Source organism: Microbacterium sp. LWH13-1.2, from assembly GCF_038397735.1.
Taxonomy (GTDB): domain Bacteria; phylum Actinomycetota; class Actinomycetes; order Actinomycetales; family Microbacteriaceae; genus Microbacterium.
Genome location: NZ_CP151635.1, coordinates 3,174,865 through 3,195,559 on the forward strand (window position 1 = coordinate 3,174,865; position 20,695 = coordinate 3,195,559).

Here is a 20,695-nt window from a genome sequence, read left to right on the forward strand (position 1 = left end):
GGCGTCTCGTAATCACTCCACGAGCAGTGCGGGCTCCTCGAGAACCGATGCCACGTCGGCGATGAACCGGCTCATGCCGTCGCCGTCGATCACGCGGTGGTCGAAGGATCCGGCGACCGTGGTGACCCAGCGGGGGCGCACCTCGCCGTCGACGACCCACGGCTTCTGGCTGATCGTGCCCATGGCCACGATGCCCGCCTCGCCGGGGTTGATGATCGGCGTGCCGGCATCCATCCCGAACACCCCGATGTTGGTGATCGTGATCGTGCCGCCCTGCTGGTCGGCCGGGCTCGTCTTGCCCTCGCGGGCGGTGAGCGTGAGTCGGTTGAGAGCGCGGGCGAGATCCTTCATGCTGAGGTCCTGCGCGTCCTTGATGTTCGGCACGAGCAGGCCGCGGGGCGTGGCCGCGGCGATGCCGAGGTTCACGTAATGGCGCACCGAGATCTCGGCGCCGCCCTCGGTCTCGATCCACGCGGCGTTCACCATCGGAGTGCGACGGGCGGCCCAGATGACCGCGCGAGCCATGATCAGCAGCGGCGAGACGCGGATGTCGGCGTAGTCAGGTGATGCCTTGAGGCGCTTCACGAGCTCCATCGTGCGGCTCGCGTCGATCTCCTTCCACACGGTGACGTGCGGGGCGGAGTACGCGCTCTGCACCATCGCCGACGACGTGGCCTTGCGCACGCCCTTGACCGGGATCGACTCGGTGCGGTCATCGGACAGGGGGGCGGATGCCGGCACTGCCGACACTCCCCGGGCGAGGCCCGACGGGGCGCTCTGCGGCGCGGGCACGGTCTCTTCGCGCACCGCACCCCATTCGGGCGTCTCGATGTTGCGGAACACGCTGGCCTGCTGCGCGTGGGTCACGACGTCGTCGCGGGTGACCTCCCCGTCGGCGCCGGTCGGCACGACGGTCGTGAGGTCGACGCCCAGATCGCGGGCGAGCTTGCGGATCGGGGGCTTGGCGATCACACCGACCGACGAACGCACGGGGCGCTCGGCCGGGCGCTTGCGGCGGGACGTCGCGCCGCCTCCGGTGCCGTAGCCGACGAGCACCGAGCCGCCGCCCTCTTCGGGTGCGGGCGCTTCGGCGGTCGCGATCTTGCCGGGGCCGGCATCGTCGCGAGCATCCGTCACGAACGTGATGATCGGGGATCCGACCTCGACCGTCGCGCCCTCGGCGGCGAGCAGCTCGCCCACGACGCCGGCGTGCGGCGAGGGCAGCTCGACCAGCGACTTGGCCGTCTCGATCTCGCAGATCACGTCGTTGATGGCGACGGTGTCGCCGGGCGCGACCTTCCAGGCAACGATCTCGGCCTCGGTCAGGCCCTCGCCCACATCGGGGAGGTTGAAGTTCTGGGTGCTCATGTGCGGTCCTTTCGGAGAGTGCCTCGTTCAGAACTCAGCACGAACGCGGCAGAAGTGACCCGCTTCGCGCGGACCGGCCAGGTCTCGTCTGATTCTTGCTGAATTGTGAACATCGAACGAGGGTCAGTAGGCCAGCGAACGGTCGACGGCCTCGAGGATGCGGTCGGCATCCGGGAGGTAGGTGCCCTCGAGTTTCGCGGGCGGGAACGGAGTGTCGTAGCCCGAGACGCGCAGCACGGGGGCTTCGAGTGCGTAGAAGGCGCGCTCCATCACGGTCGCCGCCACCTCACTCCCGATGCTCGTGAAGCCGGGTGCCTCCTGCGCGTAGACCATGCGTCCGGTCTTGCGCACCGAATTCAGGATCGGCTCGTAGTCGATGGGCGACAGCGAACGCACGTCGACGACCTCGCAGCTGGTGCCCTCGGACTCGGCGAGCGCCGCAGCCTGCAGCAGCGTCGTGACCATGGCGCCGTGCCCGACGAGGGTGACGTCGGAGCCCGTGCGAACGACGCGCGACGAGTGCAGCGGAGCGGCCGACCCGTCGAGCTCGACCTCGCCCTTCTGCCAGTAGCGGCTCTTCGGCTCCATGAAGATCACGGGGTCGTTCGACGCGATGGCCTCCTGGATCATCCAGTAGGCGTCGTTGGGTGTCGACGGCGCCACCACGCGCAGACCCGGGGTGTGCGCGAAGTACGCCTCGGGGCTCTCCTGGTGGTGCTCGACGGCGCCGATGTGCCCGCCGTACGGGATGCGGATGACGATCGGCAGGCTGAGCTTGCCCTCGTGCCGGTTGGTGAGCTTGGCGAGCTGCGTCGTGATCTGGTCGAACGCGGGGAACACGAACCCGTCGAACTGGATCTCGATCACGGGGCGGAACCCTGCCATCGCGAGCCCGATCGCGGTGCCCACGATGCCCGACTCGGCGAGGGGCGTGTCGAGCACCCGCTTGTCGCCGAAGTCGCGCTGCAGGTGCTCGGTGACGCGGAAGACACCGCCGAGCTTGCCGATGTCCTCGCCCATGAGCAGGACCTTCGAGTCGTCCTCCATGGCCTTGCGGAGGCCCGCGTTGAGCGCCTTGCTGAGAGGCATCGTCTCGAGAGTCACTTGCCGTCCCCTTCGAACGATGCTTCGTACTGCCTGTGCCAGGCCTTCTGCTCCGCGATCAGAGGATGCGGCTCGCTGTAGACGTGGTCGAAGATCTTGTCTGCGGTCGGCGGTCCGAGCTCGACGCTCCGGGCGCGCAGATCCTCGGCGGCGTCGGCTGCCTCGGCATCCACGTCGGCGAAGAACTGGCCTGCCGCTCCCCTGTTCTCGAGGAACGCCCGCATCCGGTCGATCGGGTCGCGCTGCGCCCACGACTGCTCTTCGTCGGAGCCGCGGTACTTCGTGGGGTCGTCGCTGGTGGTGTGCGCCCCGAGCCGGTAGGTCACGGCCTCGATGGCACGCGGGCCCTTGCCGCTGCGCGCCTCGTCGAGTGCAACGCGTGAGACGGCGTAGCTGGCGAGCACGTCGTTGCCGTCGACCCGGACGCTGGGGATTCCGTAGCCGGAGCTGCGCTCGACGAGCGGAACGCGCGACTGCGTCGACACCGGCACCGAGATCGCCCAGTGGTTGTTCTGCAGGAAGAAGACGGTCGGCGACTGGTAGCTGGCGGCGAACACCATCGCCTCGTGCACGTCGCCCTGGCTCGACGCGCCGTCGCCGTAATAGACGATCACGGCTTCGTCGGTGTCGACGTCACCGGTTCCCGAGCGGCCGTCGAAGTTCAGTCCCATGGCGTAGCCGGTCGCGTGCAGCACCTGCGAGCCGAGCACGAGCGTGTAGAGCCGGGTGTTGCCGTTCTTGGGGTCCGTCGGATCCCAGCCGCCGTGCGAGACTCCGCGCATCAGCTTGATGATGTCGACGGGGTCGACCCCGCGGATGCGCGTCACGGCATGCTCGCGGTACGACGGGAAGATCGTGTCCTGAGCGCGAGCGGCGCGAGCGGAGCCGACCTGAGCGGCCTCCTGGCCACGGCTCGGCGGCCACAGCGCGAGCTGCCCCTGACGCTGCAGGTTCGTGGCCTGGGTGTCGATCGCGCGGATGCCCACCATGTCGCGGTAGAACTGCTCGAGCTCGGCGTCGCTGATCGCCTCGATCAGCGGCAGGTACTGCTCAGCAGCCGCGCTCGGGGTATAGCGGCCGTCCTGATCGAGGACGCGGACGAGTTCAGTCTCTGACGAGGTCACGGTGCCACGCTACCGCCGCGCGCATGCCCGGTCACGCATACCTAGGACGTCCTCGCATCTGCCGGGAACCCGGAGAAATGGCGGGATGGAGCCCCTCAGCGGAGGGTCGAGGCGACGTCGAGCACACGCGCCACGGACTCTTCCTCGCCCACCGAGATGCGGATGCCGTCGCCCGGGAAAGGACGCACGATCAGGTCGGCAGAGACGAAGGCCGCCGCGACCTCGACGGTGCGCTCACCGGTGGGGAGCCAGACGAAGTTGGCCTGCGAGTCGGGCACGTCCCAGCCCTGCCTCCGGAGTCCCTCGAGCAGGCGCGTGCGGCGCTCGACGATCACTGCGACCCGCTCGAGCAGCTCGCCCTCGGCATCGAGACTCGCGATGGCCGCGTTCTCGGCGGCGGACGTGACCGACAGCGGGATGCCGGTGGTGCGGGCGGCATCGAGGACCTTCTCGTGGCCGATCGCGTAGCCGATGCGCAGGCCCGCGAGCCCGTAGGCCTTCGAGAAGGTGCGCAGCACCACGACGTTCGGATGCCGTTCGAACACACGCTCCGCGAGGCCGTCGACAGCGCCGGGGGCGGTGACGAACTCGGCGTAGGCCTCGTCGAGGATGATCAGGACGTCGGTGGGGACGCGCTCGACGAAGGTCGCGAACTCGTCGCTCGTGATGATCGGGCCCGTCGGGTTGTTCGGCGTGCACAGGATGATCGCACGGGTGCGGTCGGTGACGGCATCCGCCATCGCGTCGAGGTCGTGGCGACCGTCGGCCGTGACCGGCACCTTCACCCCGGTGCCGCCGGCGACGAGCGGCAGACTCGGGTAGGCCTCGAACGAGCGCCAGGCGTAGACGACCTCGTCGCCGACCGACACGGTCGCGAGGATCAGCTGCTGGAGGATCGACACGCTGCCCGCCGCGACGTGCACCTGGTCGGGCTCGACGGCGTAGCGCGCTCCGAGCCGCTCGCGGAGCCTTCCTGCGGTCGCGTCCGGGTAGCGGTTGATCGGCGTCGTGTGCTGCAGAGCGGCGGCGACCGAAGGCAGCGGCTCGAAGGGGTTCTCGTTGCTCGAGAGCTTGAAGGCGTCCGGCCCCGCCTGCTTGCCCTGGCGGTACGGCGCGAGGGCGGCGATGGCGGGACGGATGCGCGGCAGGATCGGGTCGGTCACAAGGATGAGTCTAGATTCCACCGGCCCTCTGGCGGAGCGCATGGGAGACTGGGCTGACTATGCGTTTCATCATCCGAGTCGTCGTCAACGCGTTCGCCCTCTGGGTCGTGACGCTGATCCCCGCCCTGCAGGTGCAGATCAAGGCGTTCGCGCCGGGTGAGACCCTGCAGCTGGTGCTGACCCTGCTCGCGGTCGCTGCGATCTTCGCGCTCGTGAACACGATCATCGGCACCGTCGTCAAGATCGTCGCGTTCCCGCTGTACATCATCACCCTCGGCCTCATCGGGTTCGTGATCAACGGCTTCCTGCTGTGGCTCACCGCCTGGATCACGAGCGGCTTCGGCTGGGGCCTCACCGTCGGCAGCTTCTGGTGGGGCGTGCTCGCCGCGTTGATCATCTCGCTGATCAACGGCGTCTTCGGCTTCATCCTGCGGCCGCAGAGCAAGAAGCAGCGCCGCGACTGACACATACCCGCTCGCGGGCGGTCCGGGGCTCGGGGCGGTCCCGGGCTCGGGGCGGTCCGGTCGATCACCCGACCCGCTCTGCGTGGTACTCGGTGCGCTCGATCACCTCGGCCTGGTCGAGCTCCCTCCAGAACTCATCCGCCGCGTCGATCCGGGGATCGTTCGAGGCGTCGGCCTCCTCCGCGGTCTCGATGTACGTGTCGAGGTGGTGCGCGTCGACAAGCCAGTCCTCGAGGGTGTCGCCCGGGTTGCCCTGGGTCGAGATGACCATGCTGTCGGCCGATCCCGTGCCCTCGGGAGATCCGCCTCCCGCGAGCGCCGGGACGGGGTCATCGGTGTGTCTGATCTGGATGATCGTCTGGTCGTCGTCGAGCGTGGGCTCGACCGGGCTCCCGGCGGTGATCTGCATCTGCACGTCGTAACCGCTCTCCATCGCGAGGTGCGCGGTGATCATCCCCGATTGCGAGTGCGCGACGACATCGACCTCATCACCGGGCTGGGCACCCGCCGCCTCGAGCGCATCGAGGGTGGCCTGGTACGACGCGGCGTCCTGCTCGGTGTAGAGCTCGACGTTGGACTTGAGATCCCACGGCTCCTTGCCTCCCCACCCGATGGTCTGTGTGCCCTTCAGATAGGCGACGTATCTCGTGCTGCCGTCGGCGAAGGAGTACTTCTCGACAGCGATCTGAGCCCCCGAGGTGACCGGCATGCGCCCCAGCGCTCCCGCGATGCCCGTCGGCGCACCGGTGGGCGTGGACGTCTTCACCGGCGCGACCGAGACACGATCGGCCGCGCCCTTCAGGGTCTCGCCGGGGAATACCTTGCCGAAGCCCGCGGTGAGCCCCACCAACGCCGCAGTGCCGAAGACGTCGTCGTAGAGGGAGGGCGTCACGATGTTGCCGACCAGCCCCTCGAAGCTCTCCGCGCGCCACTGGGTGATGAGATCCTCGGCAAGGCCCGCGATGCGGTCATCCGATGCCGCCAGCCGATCGGCACGCCGCATCAGTCGCTGCGCCGTGCTCGGATCGGTCTGGGAGAGCATCTCGGCCTCGGCCCGCAGTTCGACGTACTCGTAGGTGTCGGCCATGAGCAGCGTGGATGTGGCGGTCTTCTCGCACTCCGAATGAAGACGGGCCACGCGCTGCCCCGACGACCACAGCTCGACCGTGTCGACCTGCGCGCTGAAGCCCGGAGCGTCGAGGATGACCCGATAGGCGCGCATGAGCGCGGAGCGCGCATCGTCGTAGCGCGAGGCGACGCCCTCTATGCGTCGAGCGACGTCTCGCAGCGCGTCGGGGTCGACCGCGATGGCCCCGCCGTGATCGATCGTCAGCCCGGTCATGAGATCTCCGCCCGTTCGGCCTCTGATTCGCGGCTGCGCGTCGCGGAGGCCTCGGCACGGGTGCCCACCCGCAGATGGTCGAGCGACTCCTGCATCGCGCGCACACCGTCTGAGTGCCAATCGGTGTCGGAGGCGAGGACGGCGAGCGCCGCACGGACATCGTCGAGCGCATCGACGGCGGTGCCGAGAGCGGCCAGCGTCTGGGCTTTCGCCCACGCGGCGTCGGCGGCGCCGGTGGGTGCGAGTGCAAAGGAGTACATGCGCTCAGCATCCGCGATCCGCGTCATCTGTGAGGGTCGACGATCGCCGTGACCGCGGCGATCGTGAGCAGTTCGCCGCGATCGTCATCCGTGCAGAACGAGACCGTTGCAGCCGTCGTCACGACGCGGGCGTCGCGCGATCGGTCGGCGACCGGCAGAATAGGACGGTGACATCCCCGGATCCCTTCCGCGTGATCTTCGTGTGCACGGGGAACATCTGCCGCTCTCCGATGGCCGAGGTGGTGTTCCGCGAACTCGCGGAGCGGCAAGGGCTGGGTTCGCGCATCGTCTCACGCAGCGCCGGCACGGGCGACTGGCATCTCGGTGAACGTGCGGATCATCGCACACTCGACTCCCTCGCCCGCCGTGGCTACGACGGCTCGCTCCACCGCGCGAAGCAGTTCACGTTCGCCTCGTTCGCGGAGAACGATCTGGTCGTCGCCCTCGACCGCACGCACGAGCGCATCCTGCGTGAATGGGCGCGCAGCGAAGATGAGGAGGGCAAGGTCACCCTGCTCCTCACCTTCGACCCGGAGGCGTCGAGCCAGGACGTGCCCGACCCCTACTACGCCGGCGCCGAGATGTTCGATTCGGTGCTCGGTATGATTGAGACGGCGACTCGCGGGCTGTTCCGCCAGCTCGAGCCGGCTCTTCGCCAGCCCCGCACGCCCCGCACGCCCGGGGCCCGATCAGGAGGACTCCCCTGACTTTCCAGCCTTCGCTCCCGCCGCAGCCCCTGAGCCCCCTCGACGGTCGCTACCGCGGCGCCGTCACCGGCCTCGCCGACTTCCTCTCGGAGGCGGGCTTGAACCGCGCCCGCGTCGAGGTCGAGGTGGAGTGGCTGATCGCGCTCACCGACCGCTCGCTCTTCGAGACGAGTCCTCTGTCGGACGCCGACAAGGAGCGGCTGCGCGCCCTGTACCGCGACTTCGGACAGGCCGAGATCGACTGGCTCGCCGAGAAGGAAGCCGTCACCCAGCACGACGTCAAGGCGATCGAGTACCTGGTGCGCGACCGCCTGAGCGCGCTCGGCCTCGACGGCATCGCCGAGCTCACGCACTTCGCCTGCACGAGTGAGGACATCAACTCCGCCTCGTACGCGCTCACCGTGAAGCGCGCGGTCGAAGAGGTCTGGCTCCCCGCGCTCGACGTCGTGATCGCCAAGCTCCGTGAACTGGCCGCCGAGCACGCGGACGCCGCGATGCTCTCCCGCACCCACGGACAGCCGGCCACCCCGTCGACCATGGGCAAGGAGATCGCCGTCTTCGCGTGGCGTCTCGAGCGCGTGCGCGCCCAGATCGCGGCATCCGACTACCTCGCCAAGTTCTCGGGCGCGACCGGCACCTGGTCTGCGCACCTCGCGGCCGACCCCGACGCCGACTGGCCCACGATCTCGCGTGAGTACATCGAGGGTCTCGGTCTCGGCTTCAATCTGCTGACCACGCAGATCGAGTCGCACGACTGGCAGGTCGAGCTCTACGACCGCGTCCGTCACGCCGGCGGGATCCTGCACAACCTCGCCACCGACATCTGGACCTACATCTCGCTCGGCTACTTCGCACAGATCCCCGTCGCCGGTGCGACCGGCTCGTCGACCATGCCGCACAAGATCAACCCGATCCGGTTCGAGAACGCCGAGGCGAACCTCGAGATCTCGGGTGCGCTGCTCGCATCGCTCGGTCAGACCCTCGTCACGAGCCGCCTGCAGCGCGACCTCACCGACTCGACGACGCAGCGCAACATCGGCGTCGCATTCGGGCACTCGCTGCTCGCGATCGACAACCTGCGCCGCGGACTGAACGCGATCTCGCTCTCCCGCGACGTGCTGCTCGCCGACCTCGACGTGAACTGGGAGGTCCTCGCCGAGGCGATCCAGACCGTCATCCGCGCCGAGGTCGTCGCCGGTCGCTCGTCGATCACCGATCCCTACGCTCTGCTCAAGGAGCTGACCCGCGGACACCGCGTCGGTGCCGAGGATCTTGCGGCCTTCGTCGAAGGACTCGAGATCGGGGATGCGGCGAAGCAGCGCCTGCTGGCCCTGACCCCCGCGTCGTACACGGGCATCGCCGAGCAGCTCGCCAAGTAGTCGCCGCTAGGGGCGGGGCTCGCCGGAGTGCGCTCCGGCGGAGTCGCGCGGCATGAACGCCGCGGCGACCAGGGTCAGCACGGCGACCACGGCTGCCGCGATGAACACCCAGACGGATGCCGAGATGATGGTCGCCGGGTCCTCGGGGCCGGCGCCCTGTGCGATGACCGAGTTCGAGATCGCCCCGAACACCGCGACTCCGAGCGCGCTTCCCGCCGACCGGGCGAAGGCGTTCATGCCGGTGACGGCTCCGCGCTCGCCCCAGCCGACCGAGGCCTGGGCGGCGATGAGCGTCGGGGCGGCGCTCCACCCCAGACCGAAGCCGAGCACGAAGGCGACGGCCGCTATCGAGAACGGGTTGGGCCAGGGCGACACCACCGCGAGCGCGATCGCCGCGATCGCCGTTATCGACATGCCCGTGAGCGCGGTGCGGCGGAACCCGATCCGCAGGTACAGGCGCCCGGAGTTCGCGGCGGCGAGCGGCCACCCGAGGGTCAGGGCCGCGACGGCGAGTCCCGACAGCAGCGGGGCGATGCCGATCGACCCCTCGAGGTAGGCGGGTGCGAAGCTCGTGACGCCCGTCATCAACGCACCGATGCCGAGCGACACGATCGTGGTCGTGAGGATGAGCGGCCGCGCGGCCAGTCGCAGGTCGACGATGGGCTCCGCGGCCCGCCGTTCGACGAGCCCGAACGCGATCAGCGCCAGGGCCCCGAGGCCGAAGCAGATCGCACTGGGCACGGAGAGCCAGGCCCAGGCGTTGCCGCCCTCCAGCATCCCGAGGATGAGACCGGTGAGTCCGATCGTGAGAAGGACCGCTCCGGCGTAGTCGATGCGGTGCCGCTGAGTCTGCTTCTCTTCGTGATATTTGCGCAGCAGCATCCACCCCGCGATCAGGCACAGCGGGATGTTCACCCAGAAGATCCACCTCCACGCGTCGAGCTGGGCGAAGATCCCACCGAGGGCAGGGCCGACGACAGACGAGATCGCCCAGACCGAGGCGATGTAGCCCTGCACCTTCGCGCGCTCGGCGACCGTGTAGATGTCGCCGACGATGGTCATCGACATCGGCGCGACCGCCCCGGCGCCGAGCCCCTGGACGATGCGGAAGATGATCAGGGAGGTCATGCTCCAGGCGAATCCCGCGAGCACGGACCCCAGCAGGAAGAGCGCGATGCCGAGCAGGATGATGGGCTTTCGCCCCACGGTGTCGGCGAAGCGCGAATAGATCGGCACGCTGACGGCCTGCGCGAGGAGGTAGACCGAGAAGAGCCACGGGAACTGCTGATAGCTGCCGAGATCGCGGACGATGCTGGGCACCGCCGTCGCCAGGATCGTCGCGTCGATCGCGATGAGTCCGGTCGCGAGCATGAGCGCACCGAGCACGGGACCGCGGGTCGAGCGGAGTCCGATGGAGGCGCGATCGATCGAAGCAGTCACTACAGGCACAAGCGGCCGGGCACGGGGACTATTCCGGACGGATGCCGGAGATTCCTGCGCCCTACGTCAGGGAAGCGACGCCGCGCATCACGAGAGGCGGCGCGAGTCAGGAGGACGCGCTGCGACCGGGCTTGTCGGAGTCGGGTTCGTCAGGCGTCTCGGGGTCGAAGAGCACCGGACGGTCGACCGTCTTGGTGACATCGGCCGGGTCGACCACGAGGATCAGCATCGCCAGGAACAGCAGGGTGACGATGAACGCGCCGCCGCCGACCACCAGGCCGAGAGCGATCGGGGTGAGGCCGTCGTAGCTGCCGTTCGCGATGGCGGTGTTGACCCGGGCGGTGAAGGCTCCGGTCGACACGAGCGTCACGACCGCCGCGAAGACACCGCAGCCGAGGGCGATGCCCAGCAGGTGCAGGGGGCGCAGGATGTCGCGCCGGGTGGGCTTGTCGTCGCTCATCGGTCTCCTCCGTGCCCGGCAGGGGCAGGGTCGTTCTCGGTGGATGCGGAGTCGGCGACGGCGTCGACGCGCTTCGGAGTGAGCCCGGCGATGCCGAGGAAGACCGCGACGATGGCGGCGTACCCGCCGAACATGCCGACGCCCAGGATGATGCCGGTGAGCTCGAACTCACCTGCGCCCTCGATCGCATAGGGCTGCACGAAGCCTGCGGGGATCGCCAGCAGGAGCACGGCGAGCAGCAGACCGAAGGCACCCAGGGCGATCGAATCACGTGCCGTGGGGTCACCCGTGCGTCGCGCGCGCAATCCGACGACCAGCTCGAGGATTCCGGTGGCGACCGCCCAGGCGATCACGACGACGAAGAAGACGTCGTCGGTGCGCCAGGCCGGCACTCCCGCGGTCATGCCCGCGGCGAAGCCCAGGATGGCCAGGACCACCGAGGGCCAGCGCTGCCCGGCGGGGAACACGAGCCAGGCGGCGACGATCATCACGAGGGCCGTCGTCAGCACGAAGCCGCTGAAGACGGAGAGACCGACGGCCGCGGAGTGGTCGGGCGAGAAGGTGATCATCACGGCTGCAGCAGCGGCGAAGAGCGCGCGCAGCAGCTGAAGGTGACGCACGGTGAACGCGCGGGCAGGGGCAGACATGACGATCCAGAGTCCTCCGGGGTGTTCCTCCCAGTCTACGCGGGGGCGCGGAGTGGGCGCGGACGCCGGGGAGAGAGGTGTTCGCGGGGCCCGATGGATCTCCCCAGATCGATCATCAGGCCCCGCGACAGAACGCGGCGACGGGGGCGACACCGCGTTATAGGCCGATCGGTCGTGAGGTCGGGCACCCTGCCCACGACTGTTCTGCCCAGCTGACCCCAGAAATAGCATCTCGTCCCCTACGCGATGCTGGTGTGGTCGTATGCTCACTTTAGGGCTCGATTCTTCACATACCGGAGGGGGTGCTGTGATGAGTATGGAAAGTGGCATTCGCCGGTATGCCGATGTATTTGCAGCGTCCTTCCGTGACGCGATCAATGCACGTGGATTGACTTTGGCGAGGCTGCACGAGCAGCTGCGCGCCCGGGGCAACAGCGTGTCGATGGCGACTCTCAGTTACTGGCGCTCCGGCGCTCGTCGACCGGAGGGAGCGCAGTCGATGGCGGCGCTCGGCGATATCGAGCAACTGCTGCACCTCGAACCCGGCTCGCTCACCGCGCTGCTCGGCACCACGAACCGCACCGGCCCTCTCGGTCCCAATCAGTTCCCGCTCGACGAGCAGGAGCTCGAGGAGGCGGTGAAAGAGGCCTTCGCCGCCCTCGGCGCCGAGTACCCTGACACCTCTCGCGAGCTGACCACGCATTCGGTGACGGATGTGGATGCCGACGGCAACGTCGCGTACTCGATCACGCGCAGCATCGTGCAGTCCACCGTCGGCACGGTCGCCTCGATCCCGTTCCTCGAGATGACGCCAGGCGTGAGCACCCCCGCCCCGATCATCGATGCGGTGGCCGGCGGCCGGATCGCCGCCCGCTACTCGCATCCGAACGGCGAGGTGCACGGCGTGCTGTTCGAGCTCGACGTGCCTCTGACCGCTCCGAGCACGTCGATGGTGGAGTGGTCGGTCAGATACCCACCCGGCTACCCGCCGCAGCGTGAGACCGGCCACGCCGTCGCTCGACAATGCAGGGAGCTGCTGGTGTGGACCAGGTTCCACCCCGATGCCCTGCCCGATCGCATCGAAGAGCGCGCCGAGACCCCGACCGGCGTCAAGACGACGGAGCTGTCGCTCGAGGGCCGCAACTCGGTGCATCAGGTTCGTCGCGCCTTCGGTCCCGGACTCCTCGGAGTCTCCTGGACCTACGACGACGGACGCTGACTCCCGCGGGCGGCGCTGCTCGGCCGTGCGATGCCCAGTCGTGTGATGCCCAGTCGTGTGATGCTCAGCCGGGCTGTTCTCCGACGGCGACCGCGCGCCCCGGAGTGTTGGACCACTGGCTCCACGATCCGGGGAAGACCTTCGCCTCGATACCGGCCTCGTCGAGGACCAGCGCGGTGTGGGCGGCCGTGATGCCGGAGCCGCAGTACGCAGCCACCGGAGTCCCCTCGGTCACGCCGACGGCCGCGAAGGTCGCCTGGAGGGTGTGCACGTCGAGGATCTTGCCCTCGGGGTTCAGGTGAGCAGCCATCGGCAGGTTGAGCGCACCGGGGATGTGTCCGCCGATCGGGTCGAGCGGCTCGTGGTCACCCCGATACCGCTCGGGAGCGCGCACGTCGAGCAGCACTCCGTTCTCGGGGAACGACGCCGCCTCGTCGATCGAGATCGCGTCGGCACCGATCTCGTCGAGGACGACGTCGCCCGGCTCGACCTCGACGTCGTCGGTCGCGACCGGCAGACCGGCCGCCGTCCAGGCGCGGATGCCGCCGTCGAGCACGCGCACGTCGACGCCGCCCTGTCGCAGCAGCCACCAGGCGCGCGAGGCGCTGAGCCCCTTCGCATCGTCGTAGGCCACGACCAGGTCGCCCCGGTTCACACCCCATCGGCGCGCGGCATCCTGCAGCGTCTGCGTGGAGGGCAGTGGATGGCGCCCCTCTGAGGGCTCGCCGTGCGTCGCCAGTTCGGTGGAGAGCGGAACGTAGACGGCTCCGGGGATGTGGCCCCCGAGATAGTCGGCGTGACCGTCGGGGCGGTCGAGTCGCCAGCGCACGTCGATCACTCGGACCGGCGTCTCGGACGCCCGCAGCTCGCTCAGTTCGTCGACGCTCACGAAGTTGCTCATGAAGCGAGGTTATCGAGTCCACCCGACGCTCACGGCCACCGGCGCCACATGCCGTCACGGCGACCGTCGATGACGGCGATAAGCTCATCCGGGCCGCGTCGAGAAAGGACCGCATGTCCACTCGATTCCGCTGGATGAGCCTGCGTCGGCAGGAGGTCGCCCTGATCGCCGTGACGGCGGTCTGGGGCAGCACCTTCCTGCTCGTGCACTGGGCGATGCAGCACTCCGGACCCTGGTTCTTCGTCGGCATCCGGTTCCTGGTAGCCGGCCTGATCAGCGTCGTCATCTTCCGCAGGGTGCTGCGAGGCATCCGCTGGCGGGACATCGGTGCGGGCGTCGCGATCGGCGTGATGATCTACCTGGGCTATGGCCTCCAGACCGTGGGGCTGCAGACCATCGACTCGAGCACGTCGGCGTTCATCACGGCGATGTACATCCCGCTCGTCCCGCTCGCCCAGTGGGCGGTGTTCCGCAAGCGCCCTCCGGCCATGGCGTTCGTGGGTGCGGGCCTCGCCTTCCTCGGGCTGGTGCTCATCGCCGGCCCCGACGCGTTCGCGCTGACACTCGGGTCGGGCGAGATCCTCACCGTGATCAGCACCCTGCCCATCGCGGCCGAGATCATCCTGATCAGCGTGTTCGCCGGCAGGATCGACCTCGGCCGGATCACGATCATCCAGCTCCTCACCGCGGGAGTGCTCGGCATCCTGACGATGCCGGCCGTCGGCGAGGGACTGCCCGAGTTCTCGTGGATCTGGGTCGGCTGCGCGATCGGGCTCGGTGCGGCGAGCTGCATCATCCAGCTCACGATGAACTGGGCGCAGAAGTCGGTCTCGCCGACCCGCGCCACGATCATCTACGCGGGCGAGCCGGTGTGGGCGGCCGCGATCGGCCGCATCGCCGGCGAGCGCCTGCCCGTCACGGCGCTGATCGGCGGCGCACTCGTCGTGCTCGGCATCCTGGCCAGCGAGCTCAGACTCGTGCGCCGCCGTGAACCGGCGCCGACGGCGGAGTAGCGATCAGACGGTGAGCAGCACTTTGGTGGCGCGGCGCTCATCCATGGCGCGATAGCCCTCGGCGGCCTCCTCGAGCGGGAGCGTGAGGTCGAACACCTTTCCGGGGTCGATCTTTCGGTCCCAGATGAGCTGGATCAGCTCGGGGAGGAATCGGCGCACCGGAGCCGGTCCGCCGTGCAGGTGCACGCCCGAGAAGAAGAGCTCCTCGCCGGGCAGCGCGACGTCGTGCGAGACGCCGACGTATCCGACGTGACCGCCGGGGCGGGTGGCGCGGATCGCCTGCATCATCGACTCCTGCGTGCCGACGGCCTCGATCACCGAGTGCGCGCCGAGTCCGTTCGTGAGCTCCTTGATGCGGGCGACGCCCTCGTCTCCGCGCTCCTCCACGATGTCGGTCGCGCCGAACTCGCGCGCCAGCGCCTGGCGGTCGGCGTGCCGGCTCATCGCGATGATCCGCTCGGCGCCGAGTTCACGCGCGGCGAGGATGCCGAGCAGACCCACCGCTCCGTCACCGACCACGGCGACGGTCTTGCCCGGGCCGACCTCTGCCGCGACGGCGGCGAACCAGCCGGTGCCCAGCACGTCGGATGCCGCGAGCAGCGACGGGATCAGATCGGCGTCGGGCTGCCCCGGCGTCGCGACGAGCGTGCCGTCGGCGTGCGGGATCAGGGAGTACTCGGCCTGGGTGCCGAAGCGTCCCATAGGCACGACATGCACGCAGCGGGACTGGTAACCGGCCTGGCAGATCTCGCAGGTGTTGTCGGACGCCATGAACGATCCGACGACGAAGTCGCCGACCTTCACGGTCTTCACGTCGGCGCCGATCTCCTCGACGACGCCGACGTACTCGTGACCCATCGGGTCGTGATCGACCTCGTTCGCGCCCCGGTAGGGCCACAGGTCGGATCCGCAGATACAGGTCGCCGCGATCCGGATCACGGCATCGGTCGGACGGGTGAGGGTCGGCTTCTCGCGGTCCTCGACGCGAACGTCGCCGGGGGCGTACATGACTACTCCACGCATGAGTGGTGCTCCTTCGGTCTTGTGACTCCAGTCAACTCCCGATCTCGCGTGCTCGGGAGGTTCTGAGAGAACTCCTTTCACGGGAATAGACTTCGGCGCCTGGCGTTTCACCTCACATGATTGAAACTTCAACCGTCGTTCCGGTCGCCTCCGAGCGCACGCGTGTGCGCGTGCCGATGCGCTTCGCCGACGGATTCTCCACCACGGCCGATGTCGTCACGTTCGACGGGTTGATCGACGGCCGTGAGCACCTGCTGCTCGGGCTCGGCGATTGGAGGGCGGCCATGGAGCGCGCGGCCGACGGCGGCGACGCACCCCTCGTGCGCCCGCACAGCGAATGCCTGACCGGCGACGTGTTCGGTTCGGAGCGCTGCGACTGCGGTCCGCAGCTGCGAGAAGCCGTCGAGCGCATCGCCGAGGAGGGCGGGTTCCTGCTGTACCTCCGCCAGGAGGGCCGCGGCATCGGCCTGTACGCCAAGCTCGACGCGTACGCGCTGCAGGACGCAGGGCTCGACACCTACGAGGCGAACGTCGCCCTCGGCCGCGGCGAGGACGAGCGCGACTACACGGTCGCGGCGCAGATGCTGAACACGCTGGGCGCAGACAGCATCCGCCTGCTGAGCAACAACCCCGACAAGGCGGCGCAGCTCGAGTCCCTCGGCATCCGCGTCACCGAGCAGGTGCGCACCGGTGTGCACCTGTCGGATGCGAATCACCGCTACCTCGAGGCCAAGCGCGACCACACATCGCACACGCTCGATCTCTCCGCCGCGTGATGAACGCGCAGGTGATGAACGATCGGCGCCTCGACGACGACGAGATGCAGACGTGGCTGCCGACCATCCGGTTCGTCCAGCTGCTGCCGCAGGTGCTCGACCGCGCGCTGAAAGCCGAGACCGGACTCAAGCACGCGCACTACGCGATCCTCGTGACGCTGGCGGGCCAGGACGACCGTGCGATCCCGATGACGGAGCTCGCGCAGATCGCCGGTCTCAGCCGTTCGCGGTTGAGCCATGCCATCGACTCGCTCGAAGAACGCGGCTGGGTGACGCGCACCTCGTGCAGCAGCGACAAGCGCACTCTGACTGCAGCGCTGACGGATGCCGGTCGCGAGCTCCTGCGGGGGGCTGCCCCCGTGCACGTGGCGCAGATCCGCGAGCTGATCTTCGACCCCCTCACCCGAGCCGAGCGGGAGCAGCTCGGCGCGATCGCGGCCAAACTGCTCCCCGGTGTGACTGCGGCCCTCTGACTCGGGCTTCGGGGCGCAGAGGGAGTGCCCACCAGTACCTCCCTCCATCCCGCGAGGGGGCGTACCGTCGAAGACATGGACACCCGCAACGAGGTGCGAGCTGGTCGGCCACCGATGTGGCCGGCGCGAGCCCGGCGGAGCGCGCGGAGGCCTGAGCCCGGGCTTTCTGCTCTGAGCAGAACCTCTCGAATCCGCAGACGACGGCGGATTATCGTGAGGCATGGCCGACCTCGTCCCGTTCTCCCGTGCTCCTCGTCCTGATCGTCCGCGGCCGTTCGAACCGGAACCGCTGTGGCGCCACATGCTGGGCGATCAGCTGCGGCGCCGACGACATGCCCGCGACGAGACGCTGACCGAGACCGCCGAGAACGCCGGAGTCTCACCGCAGTACCTCTCGGAGGTCGAGCGAGGACTCAAGGAGCCGTCGAGCGAGATGATCGCCGCGATCGCCGGAGCCCTCGACACCTCGCTCGTCGAGCTGACGAGCACCGTGGCCGACGACCTGCGTCAGGCCGCGGCGGCCCCGGCATCCGCTGCAGTGTCGGCGTGGCGCGGGGCCTTCGCCCTCGCCGCCTGAGCCGTACGCGCCCTCGCCGCTCTCGCCTCCCCCGCGTCGGCCGCGGTGCGGGGTCAATAGTGCATCGGATCCGGCCGATTGGGATGCGTTATCGACCCCGCACCGCGAGCGGGATGCGTTTTCGACCCCGCACCGCCTCAGACCGCCCGCTCCCCCCGGACGGTGTCGATCAGCCCGTAGTCCAGTGCAGCGGATGCCGTGAAGACGCGATCCCGATCGGTGTCGGTGCGCAGCTCGGCCAGGGTGCGCCCACTGTGCCTGGCGAGGATCGACTCCATGTCCGCCCGCACGCGCACGACCTCATCGGCCGCGAGGATGAGGTCGGGGATCGCCCCGCGAGACTGTCCGGCGGGCTGATGCAGCACGATGCGGGCGTGGGCGAGCGCGGCACGCCGGCCCGGGGCTCCGGCGGCGACGAGCAGCGCGGCGGGCCCGATCGCCTGCCCGACGCAGGTCGTCGCGACCGCGGGACGGATGTGCTGCATCGTGTCGTAGATCGCGAGCGCCGCCCCCGGATCGCCGCCTTCGCTGTTGATGTAGAACTGGATGCCGGAATCCTGACTGTCGGCATCCAGATGCAGCAGCTGGGCGATGAGCGCATTCGCGACACCCGCGTCGATGCCGGTGCCGAGATAGATGACCCGCTCCGCGAGCAGGTGCGAGTAGACGTCCATCACGCGTTCGCCCCGCGGATGCTGCGCGATGACGTTCGGGATCGTGTAGCCGCTCATGCGCTCGCCCCCAGTCCGACGCGGGCTCGTCGACGCGGCATGAGATCCGCGAGGGAGGCGACGATCTCGTCGATGAACCCGTAGTCCTTCGCCTGCTCGGCGGTGTACCAGCGGTCGTGCAACGAATCCTCGAAGACGCGCTCCACGGGCTGCCCCGTATCGACGGCGATCAGCCCGAGCACGGTGTCGCGCATGTGCCGCAGATCATCGGCCTGCGTTTCGATCTCGCCCGCCGATCCGCCGATGCCCGCAGACCCCTGATGCATCAGGATGCGCGCATGCGGCAGCGCCCTGCGCTTGCCGTTCGCTCCGGCAGACAGCAGGAACTGCCCGGCGCTGCAGGCGAGCCCGAGCGCGAGGGTGGACACGTCGTTCGGCACCAGGGTCATGAGGTCGCGGATCGCGAGCATCGACGGCACGGAGCCGCCGGGCGAGTGGATCCAGAGGGCGATATCGGTCGTCGGATCCTCGGCCGAGAGGGTGAGCAGCTGCGTCATGAGCAGCGTGCCGTTGTCGTCGTCGAGGGCGCCGTCGAGCACGAGCACGCGCTCGTGGAACAGGGCCCGTCTGGCCTCGGGGCCGAACTGCGGGATGGGGGTCTCTTCGCTCATGGCCTCAGCATCCGCCACCGGGACCGTGCGCGGGGCGGTATCCGCTCGAGGCAGATCCGCCTGAGGCAGATCGCGCGTCGACCTGCACGGATGTGCACGCGTAACACCCCCGACTCACGACGCTCCTACCCTCGAAGCATGGCGAAACAGCAGACACCCGAGTGGCAGTGGTCCGAAGACGGCATCAACTTCCGCACGCGCAAATGGGTGAAGCCGGAAGACCTCAATGCGAACGGGTCGCTGTTCGGCGGCAGCCTGCTCAAGTGGATCGACGAGGAGGCTGCGATCTACGCGATCGTACAGCTGGGCAACTACCGCGCCGTGACCAAGCACATCTCGGAGATCAACTTCGAGGCCTCGGCGGTGCAGGGCGACCTGATCGAGATCGGCCTGCAGGCGACCCACTTCGGCACCACGTCTCTGACCATGCGCGCGGTCGCCCGCAACATGATCACCCGCAAGCGCATCCTCACGATCGAGAAGATCGTGTTCGTGAGCCTCGATGAAGACGGCTCACCCACTCCGCACGGATACAAGGAGATCACCTACAACCGCGATCGGATGCCGACGGAGCGCATCGCCACCGGCACGATCCGTCTTCCCTAGGATCCGGTCAGCCGCACGGCGGACGGCATCGCGGCGACGACCGCGTCCTCCGCCCGCGACAGCGCGGTGAACGCCTGCGCGAGGTCGGCGATCAGGTCGTCGACGTTCTCGAGACCGATCGACAGTCGCAGCACATCAGCGTCGGGGCGTGCCTCCGCGGGCACAGGCCGGTGGGTGAGCGCTGCCGGATGCTGAATCAGTGAATCGACACCGCCCAGCGACACTGCGTGCGTGAACAGCGACGTCGACGAGGTGACAGCGGATGCCGCGGCATACCCGCCCCGCATCCGCATCGCGATCATCGCCCCGGTGCCGCGCATCTGACGCACGATGACGCCCTCCGGGTCGTCGTCGAGTCCTGGGTAGAACACCTCGGCGACCTCCGGGCGGTCGATCAGCCACTGCACGATGCGGCGAGCGCTCTCCTGCTGCGCGCGCATGCGCACAGGAAGGGTCGTGAGCCCCCGGTGCAGCAGGTAGGCGCCGAGCGGGTGCAGCAGCCCGCCGGTCACCGCGCGGACTCGGCGGAGCGCCTCTGCGGTCTGCTCGTCGCAGGCGACCGCACCGGCGATCACGTCGCCGTGCCCGCCGAGGTACTTCGTGGCGCTGTGCAGCGACATGGCCGCACCGTGGTCGATGGGGTTCTGCAGCACGGGTGTGGCGAAGGTGTTGTCGACCACCACCGGCACGTCTCCCGCTTGCGCCACCACCGCGGCGATGTCGGCGACGTCGAGGGTGGGATTGGCGGGGGTCTCGACTACCACCAGGCCGGTCTCCGGGCGGATGGATGCGGCCACCTCGGCCGGGTGACAGAAGGTCGCCTCCACACCCAGCAGGCCGGAGCCGAGCAGGTGATCGGTGCCGCCGTAGAGGGGGCGCACCGCTACGACGTGGTTCTTGCCCGCCGCCGGGCCGTGCGCGAGGATCACCGCGGTCATCGCCGCCATGCCGGATGCGAAGGCTACGGCGGCGTCGGCGTGCTCGAGCTCGGCGAGGGCATCTTCGAACCGCGCCACGGTGGGGTTCCAGAGTCGTGCGTAGACCATGCTGCCGTCGGCAGGCGGACGCCCACCCGTCGCCATCGCCTCGTACGAGTCGCCTCCGCGCTCGATGTCGGGCAGCGGGTTGGTCGTCGACAGGTCGATCGGCGGTGAGTGAACTCCGAGTGCCTCGAGGTCTGAGCGGCCGCTGTGCACGGCGACGGTGTCTGGATGCAACGGTGCAGTCATGCCTGCCACGTTGCCCGAATCACGATCTTTCCGCAGAAATTCGACAGCATCCGTCGGATTCTGGCTCGTTCTCGATAT

23 protein-coding genes are annotated in these 20,695 nt (G+C 68.9%); 9 read left to right on the forward strand and 14 right to left on the reverse strand.

From position 1 onward, the window contains the following. Positions 1 to 12: 12 nt before the first annotated feature. From MRBLWH13_RS15295 to MRBLWH13_RS15310, 4 genes are all read right to left on the reverse strand, one after another. Positions 13 to 1,368: a dihydrolipoamide acetyltransferase family protein gene (locus tag MRBLWH13_RS15295; protein ID WP_341955789.1), complete on the reverse strand. Its 1,356-nt coding sequence runs from the start codon at positions 1,366 to 1,368 to the stop codon at positions 13 to 15. A gap of 123 nt (positions 1,369 to 1,491) precedes the next feature. Continuing rightward, on the reverse strand, positions 1,492 to 2,457 hold the full coding sequence (locus MRBLWH13_RS15300; protein ID WP_341958335.1) for an alpha-ketoacid dehydrogenase subunit beta: 966 nt from the start codon (positions 2,455 to 2,457) through the stop codon (positions 1,492 to 1,494). Positions 2,458 to 2,468: 11 nt separating this feature from the next. Next, on the reverse strand, positions 2,469 to 3,596 hold the full coding sequence (gene pdhA, locus MRBLWH13_RS15305) for a pyruvate dehydrogenase (acetyl-transferring) E1 component subunit alpha (protein WP_341955790.1): 1,128 nt from the start codon (positions 3,594 to 3,596) through the stop codon (positions 2,469 to 2,471). Positions 3,597 to 3,691: 95 nt separating this feature from the next. Continuing rightward, complete coding sequence (locus MRBLWH13_RS15310) at positions 3,692 to 4,759, reverse strand: histidinol-phosphate transaminase (RefSeq protein WP_341955791.1); 1,068 nt, start codon at positions 4,757 to 4,759, stop codon at positions 3,692 to 3,694. A gap of 59 nt (positions 4,760 to 4,818) precedes the next feature. Here MRBLWH13_RS15310 and MRBLWH13_RS15315 point away from each other — a divergent pair, with 59 nt between their 5' ends. Next, on the forward strand, positions 4,819 to 5,223 hold the full coding sequence (locus MRBLWH13_RS15315; RefSeq protein WP_259161376.1) for a phage holin family protein: 405 nt from the start codon (positions 4,819 to 4,821) through the stop codon (positions 5,221 to 5,223). A gap of 64 nt (positions 5,224 to 5,287) precedes the next feature. Here the strand turns inward: MRBLWH13_RS15315 and MRBLWH13_RS15320 are convergent, their stop codons facing one another. Beyond that, positions 5,288 to 6,565: a hypothetical protein gene (locus tag MRBLWH13_RS15320; protein ID WP_341955792.1), complete on the reverse strand. Its 1,278-nt coding sequence runs from the start codon at positions 6,563 to 6,565 to the stop codon at positions 5,288 to 5,290. Beyond that, entirely contained in the window at positions 6,562 to 6,825 is a 264-nt protein-coding gene (locus MRBLWH13_RS15325; protein ID WP_341955793.1) for a hypothetical protein, read from the reverse strand. The genes MRBLWH13_RS15320 and MRBLWH13_RS15325 overlap by 4 nt, the downstream gene beginning before the upstream one ends. A gap of 230 nt (positions 6,826 to 7,055) precedes the next feature. Here MRBLWH13_RS15325 and MRBLWH13_RS15330 point away from each other — a divergent pair, with 230 nt between their 5' ends. Together MRBLWH13_RS15330 and purB are read left to right on the forward strand one after the other, a co-directional pair. After that, positions 7,056 to 7,532 carry a low molecular weight protein-tyrosine-phosphatase gene (locus tag MRBLWH13_RS15330; protein WP_341958336.1) on the forward strand — a complete coding sequence of 159 codons (477 nt, stop codon included), beginning with the start codon at positions 7,056 to 7,058 and terminating at the stop codon, positions 7,530 to 7,532. Beyond that, positions 7,529 to 8,911 (forward strand): adenylosuccinate lyase, encoded by a 1,383-nt coding sequence (gene purB, locus MRBLWH13_RS15335; RefSeq protein ID WP_341958337.1) that lies wholly within the window; start codon positions 7,529 to 7,531, stop codon positions 8,909 to 8,911. The genes MRBLWH13_RS15330 and purB overlap by 4 nt, the downstream gene beginning before the upstream one ends. A gap of 6 nt (positions 8,912 to 8,917) precedes the next feature. Here purB and MRBLWH13_RS15340 read toward each other — a convergent pair whose 3' ends face one another. From MRBLWH13_RS15340 to MRBLWH13_RS15350, 3 genes are all read right to left on the reverse strand, one after another. Next, on the reverse strand, positions 8,918 to 10,351 hold the full coding sequence (locus MRBLWH13_RS15340; RefSeq protein WP_341955794.1) for an MFS transporter: 1,434 nt from the start codon (positions 10,349 to 10,351) through the stop codon (positions 8,918 to 8,920). A 106-nt stretch (positions 10,352 to 10,457) separates the two neighbouring features. Continuing rightward, positions 10,458 to 10,811 (reverse strand): hypothetical protein, encoded by a 354-nt coding sequence (locus MRBLWH13_RS15345; RefSeq protein WP_341955795.1) that lies wholly within the window; start codon positions 10,809 to 10,811, stop codon positions 10,458 to 10,460. Beyond that, on the reverse strand, positions 10,808 to 11,458 hold the full coding sequence (locus MRBLWH13_RS15350; RefSeq protein WP_341955796.1) for an acyl-CoA synthetase: 651 nt from the start codon (positions 11,456 to 11,458) through the stop codon (positions 10,808 to 10,810). The genes MRBLWH13_RS15345 and MRBLWH13_RS15350 overlap by 4 nt, the downstream gene beginning before the upstream one ends. A 442-nt stretch (positions 11,459 to 11,900) precedes the next feature. Here MRBLWH13_RS15350 and MRBLWH13_RS15355 point away from each other — a divergent pair, with 442 nt between their 5' ends. Beyond that, complete coding sequence (locus MRBLWH13_RS15355; protein ID WP_341955797.1) at positions 11,901 to 12,677, forward strand: hypothetical protein; 777 nt, start codon at positions 11,901 to 11,903, stop codon at positions 12,675 to 12,677. Positions 12,678 to 12,741: 64 nt separating this feature from the next. Here the strand turns inward: MRBLWH13_RS15355 and MRBLWH13_RS15360 are convergent, their stop codons facing one another. Beyond that, the gene (locus MRBLWH13_RS15360) at positions 12,742 to 13,578 is read right to left on the reverse strand and encodes a sulfurtransferase (protein ID WP_341955798.1); all 837 of its coding nucleotides are present in this window, start codon (positions 13,576 to 13,578) and stop codon (positions 12,742 to 12,744) included. Between the two features lie 113 nt (positions 13,579 to 13,691). On the opposite strand from MRBLWH13_RS15360, the gene MRBLWH13_RS15365 reads away from it, so the two are divergent. Next, the gene (locus MRBLWH13_RS15365; RefSeq protein ID WP_341955799.1) at positions 13,692 to 14,591 is read left to right on the forward strand and encodes a DMT family transporter; all 900 of its coding nucleotides are present in this window, start codon (positions 13,692 to 13,694) and stop codon (positions 14,589 to 14,591) included. A gap of 3 nt (positions 14,592 to 14,594) precedes the next feature. On the opposite strand, the gene MRBLWH13_RS15370 is transcribed toward MRBLWH13_RS15365, so the two are convergent. After that, complete coding sequence (locus MRBLWH13_RS15370) at positions 14,595 to 15,614, reverse strand: zinc-dependent alcohol dehydrogenase family protein (protein WP_341955800.1); 1,020 nt, start codon at positions 15,612 to 15,614, stop codon at positions 14,595 to 14,597. A 116-nt stretch (positions 15,615 to 15,730) separates the two neighbouring features. On the opposite strand from MRBLWH13_RS15370, the gene ribA reads away from it, so the two are divergent. From ribA to MRBLWH13_RS15385, 3 genes are all read left to right on the forward strand, one after another. Next, the gene (gene ribA, locus MRBLWH13_RS15375; RefSeq protein ID WP_341955801.1) at positions 15,731 to 16,390 is read left to right on the forward strand and encodes a GTP cyclohydrolase II; all 660 of its coding nucleotides are present in this window, start codon (positions 15,731 to 15,733) and stop codon (positions 16,388 to 16,390) included. 14 nt (positions 16,391 to 16,404) lie between these two features. Further along, on the forward strand, positions 16,405 to 16,863 hold the full coding sequence (locus MRBLWH13_RS15380) for a MarR family transcriptional regulator (RefSeq protein WP_341955802.1): 459 nt from the start codon (positions 16,405 to 16,407) through the stop codon (positions 16,861 to 16,863). A gap of 220 nt (positions 16,864 to 17,083) precedes the next feature. Beyond that, positions 17,084 to 17,440, forward strand: a complete 357-nt coding sequence (locus MRBLWH13_RS15385) for a helix-turn-helix transcriptional regulator (protein WP_341955803.1) — start codon at positions 17,084 to 17,086, stop codon at positions 17,438 to 17,440. Between the two features lie 137 nt (positions 17,441 to 17,577). Here MRBLWH13_RS15385 and MRBLWH13_RS15390 read toward each other — a convergent pair whose 3' ends face one another. Beyond that, positions 17,578 to 18,171 carry an ATP-dependent Clp protease proteolytic subunit gene (locus MRBLWH13_RS15390; RefSeq protein ID WP_341955804.1) on the reverse strand — a complete coding sequence of 198 codons (594 nt, stop codon included), beginning with the start codon at positions 18,169 to 18,171 and terminating at the stop codon, positions 17,578 to 17,580. After that, entirely contained in the window at positions 18,168 to 18,782 is a 615-nt protein-coding gene (locus tag MRBLWH13_RS15395; protein ID WP_341955805.1) for an ATP-dependent Clp protease proteolytic subunit, read from the reverse strand. Before MRBLWH13_RS15395 ends, MRBLWH13_RS15390 begins: the two co-directional genes overlap by 4 nt. Before the next feature lie 138 nt (positions 18,783 to 18,920). On the opposite strand from MRBLWH13_RS15395, the gene MRBLWH13_RS15400 reads away from it, so the two are divergent. Next, the gene (locus MRBLWH13_RS15400) at positions 18,921 to 19,388 is read left to right on the forward strand and encodes a hotdog domain-containing protein (RefSeq protein ID WP_341955806.1); all 468 of its coding nucleotides are present in this window, start codon (positions 18,921 to 18,923) and stop codon (positions 19,386 to 19,388) included. Here the strand turns inward: MRBLWH13_RS15400 and MRBLWH13_RS15405 are convergent. Continuing rightward, positions 19,385 to 20,617, reverse strand: a complete 1,233-nt coding sequence (locus MRBLWH13_RS15405; protein ID WP_341955807.1) for a PLP-dependent aspartate aminotransferase family protein — start codon at positions 20,615 to 20,617, stop codon at positions 19,385 to 19,387. The two genes, MRBLWH13_RS15400 and MRBLWH13_RS15405, sit on opposite strands and share 4 nt — an antisense overlap. Positions 20,618 to 20,695: the final 78 nt, after the last annotated feature.

Bases quoted from the DNA above. Each gene is read 5' to 3' on its own strand.
- MRBLWH13_RS15405 (WP_341955807.1), bottom strand. From the start codon at position 20,617: ATGACTGCACCGTTGCATCCAGACACCGTCGCCGTGCACAGCGGCCGC.
- MRBLWH13_RS15365 (WP_341955799.1), top strand. From the start codon at position 13,692: ATGTCCACTCGATTCCGCTGGATGAGCCTGCGTCGGCAGGAGGTCGCC.
- MRBLWH13_RS15325 (WP_341955793.1), bottom strand. From the start codon at position 6,825: ATGTACTCCTTTGCACTCGCACCCACCGGCGCCGCCGACGCCGCGTGG.
- MRBLWH13_RS15330 (WP_341958336.1), top strand. From the start codon at position 7,056: ATGGCCGAGGTGGTGTTCCGCGAACTCGCGGAGCGGCAAGGGCTGGGT.
- MRBLWH13_RS15390 (WP_341955804.1), bottom strand. From the start codon at position 18,171: ATGAGCGGCTACACGATCCCGAACGTCATCGCGCAGCATCCGCGGGGC.
- MRBLWH13_RS15380 (WP_341955802.1), top strand. From the start codon at position 16,405: ATGAACGATCGGCGCCTCGACGACGACGAGATGCAGACGTGGCTGCCG.
- MRBLWH13_RS15300 (WP_341958335.1), bottom strand. From the start codon at position 2,457: ATGCCTCTCAGCAAGGCGCTCAACGCGGGCCTCCGCAAGGCCATGGAG.
- MRBLWH13_RS15385 (WP_341955803.1), top strand. From the start codon at position 17,084: ATGGCCGACCTCGTCCCGTTCTCCCGTGCTCCTCGTCCTGATCGTCCG.
- MRBLWH13_RS15345 (WP_341955795.1), bottom strand. From the start codon at position 10,811: ATGAGCGACGACAAGCCCACCCGGCGCGACATCCTGCGCCCCCTGCAC.
- MRBLWH13_RS15315 (WP_259161376.1), top strand. From the start codon at position 4,819: ATGCGTTTCATCATCCGAGTCGTCGTCAACGCGTTCGCCCTCTGGGTC.
- MRBLWH13_RS15400 (WP_341955806.1), top strand. From the start codon at position 18,921: ATGGCGAAACAGCAGACACCCGAGTGGCAGTGGTCCGAAGACGGCATC.
- MRBLWH13_RS15350 (WP_341955796.1), bottom strand. From the start codon at position 11,458: ATGTCTGCCCCTGCCCGCGCGTTCACCGTGCGTCACCTTCAGCTGCTG.
- MRBLWH13_RS15355 (WP_341955797.1), top strand. From the start codon at position 11,901: ATGGCGACTCTCAGTTACTGGCGCTCCGGCGCTCGTCGACCGGAGGGA.
- MRBLWH13_RS15360 (WP_341955798.1), bottom strand. From the start codon at position 13,578: ATGAGCAACTTCGTGAGCGTCGACGAACTGAGCGAGCTGCGGGCGTCC.
- ribA (WP_341955801.1), top strand. From the start codon at position 15,731: ATGATTGAAACTTCAACCGTCGTTCCGGTCGCCTCCGAGCGCACGCGT.
- MRBLWH13_RS15320 (WP_341955792.1), bottom strand. From the start codon at position 6,565: ATGACCGGGCTGACGATCGATCACGGCGGGGCCATCGCGGTCGACCCC.
- MRBLWH13_RS15295 (WP_341955789.1), bottom strand. From the start codon at position 1,368: ATGAGCACCCAGAACTTCAACCTCCCCGATGTGGGCGAGGGCCTGACC.
- MRBLWH13_RS15370 (WP_341955800.1), bottom strand. From the start codon at position 15,614: ATGCGTGGAGTAGTCATGTACGCCCCCGGCGACGTTCGCGTCGAGGAC.
- MRBLWH13_RS15395 (WP_341955805.1), bottom strand. From the start codon at position 18,782: ATGAGCGAAGAGACCCCCATCCCGCAGTTCGGCCCCGAGGCCAGACGG.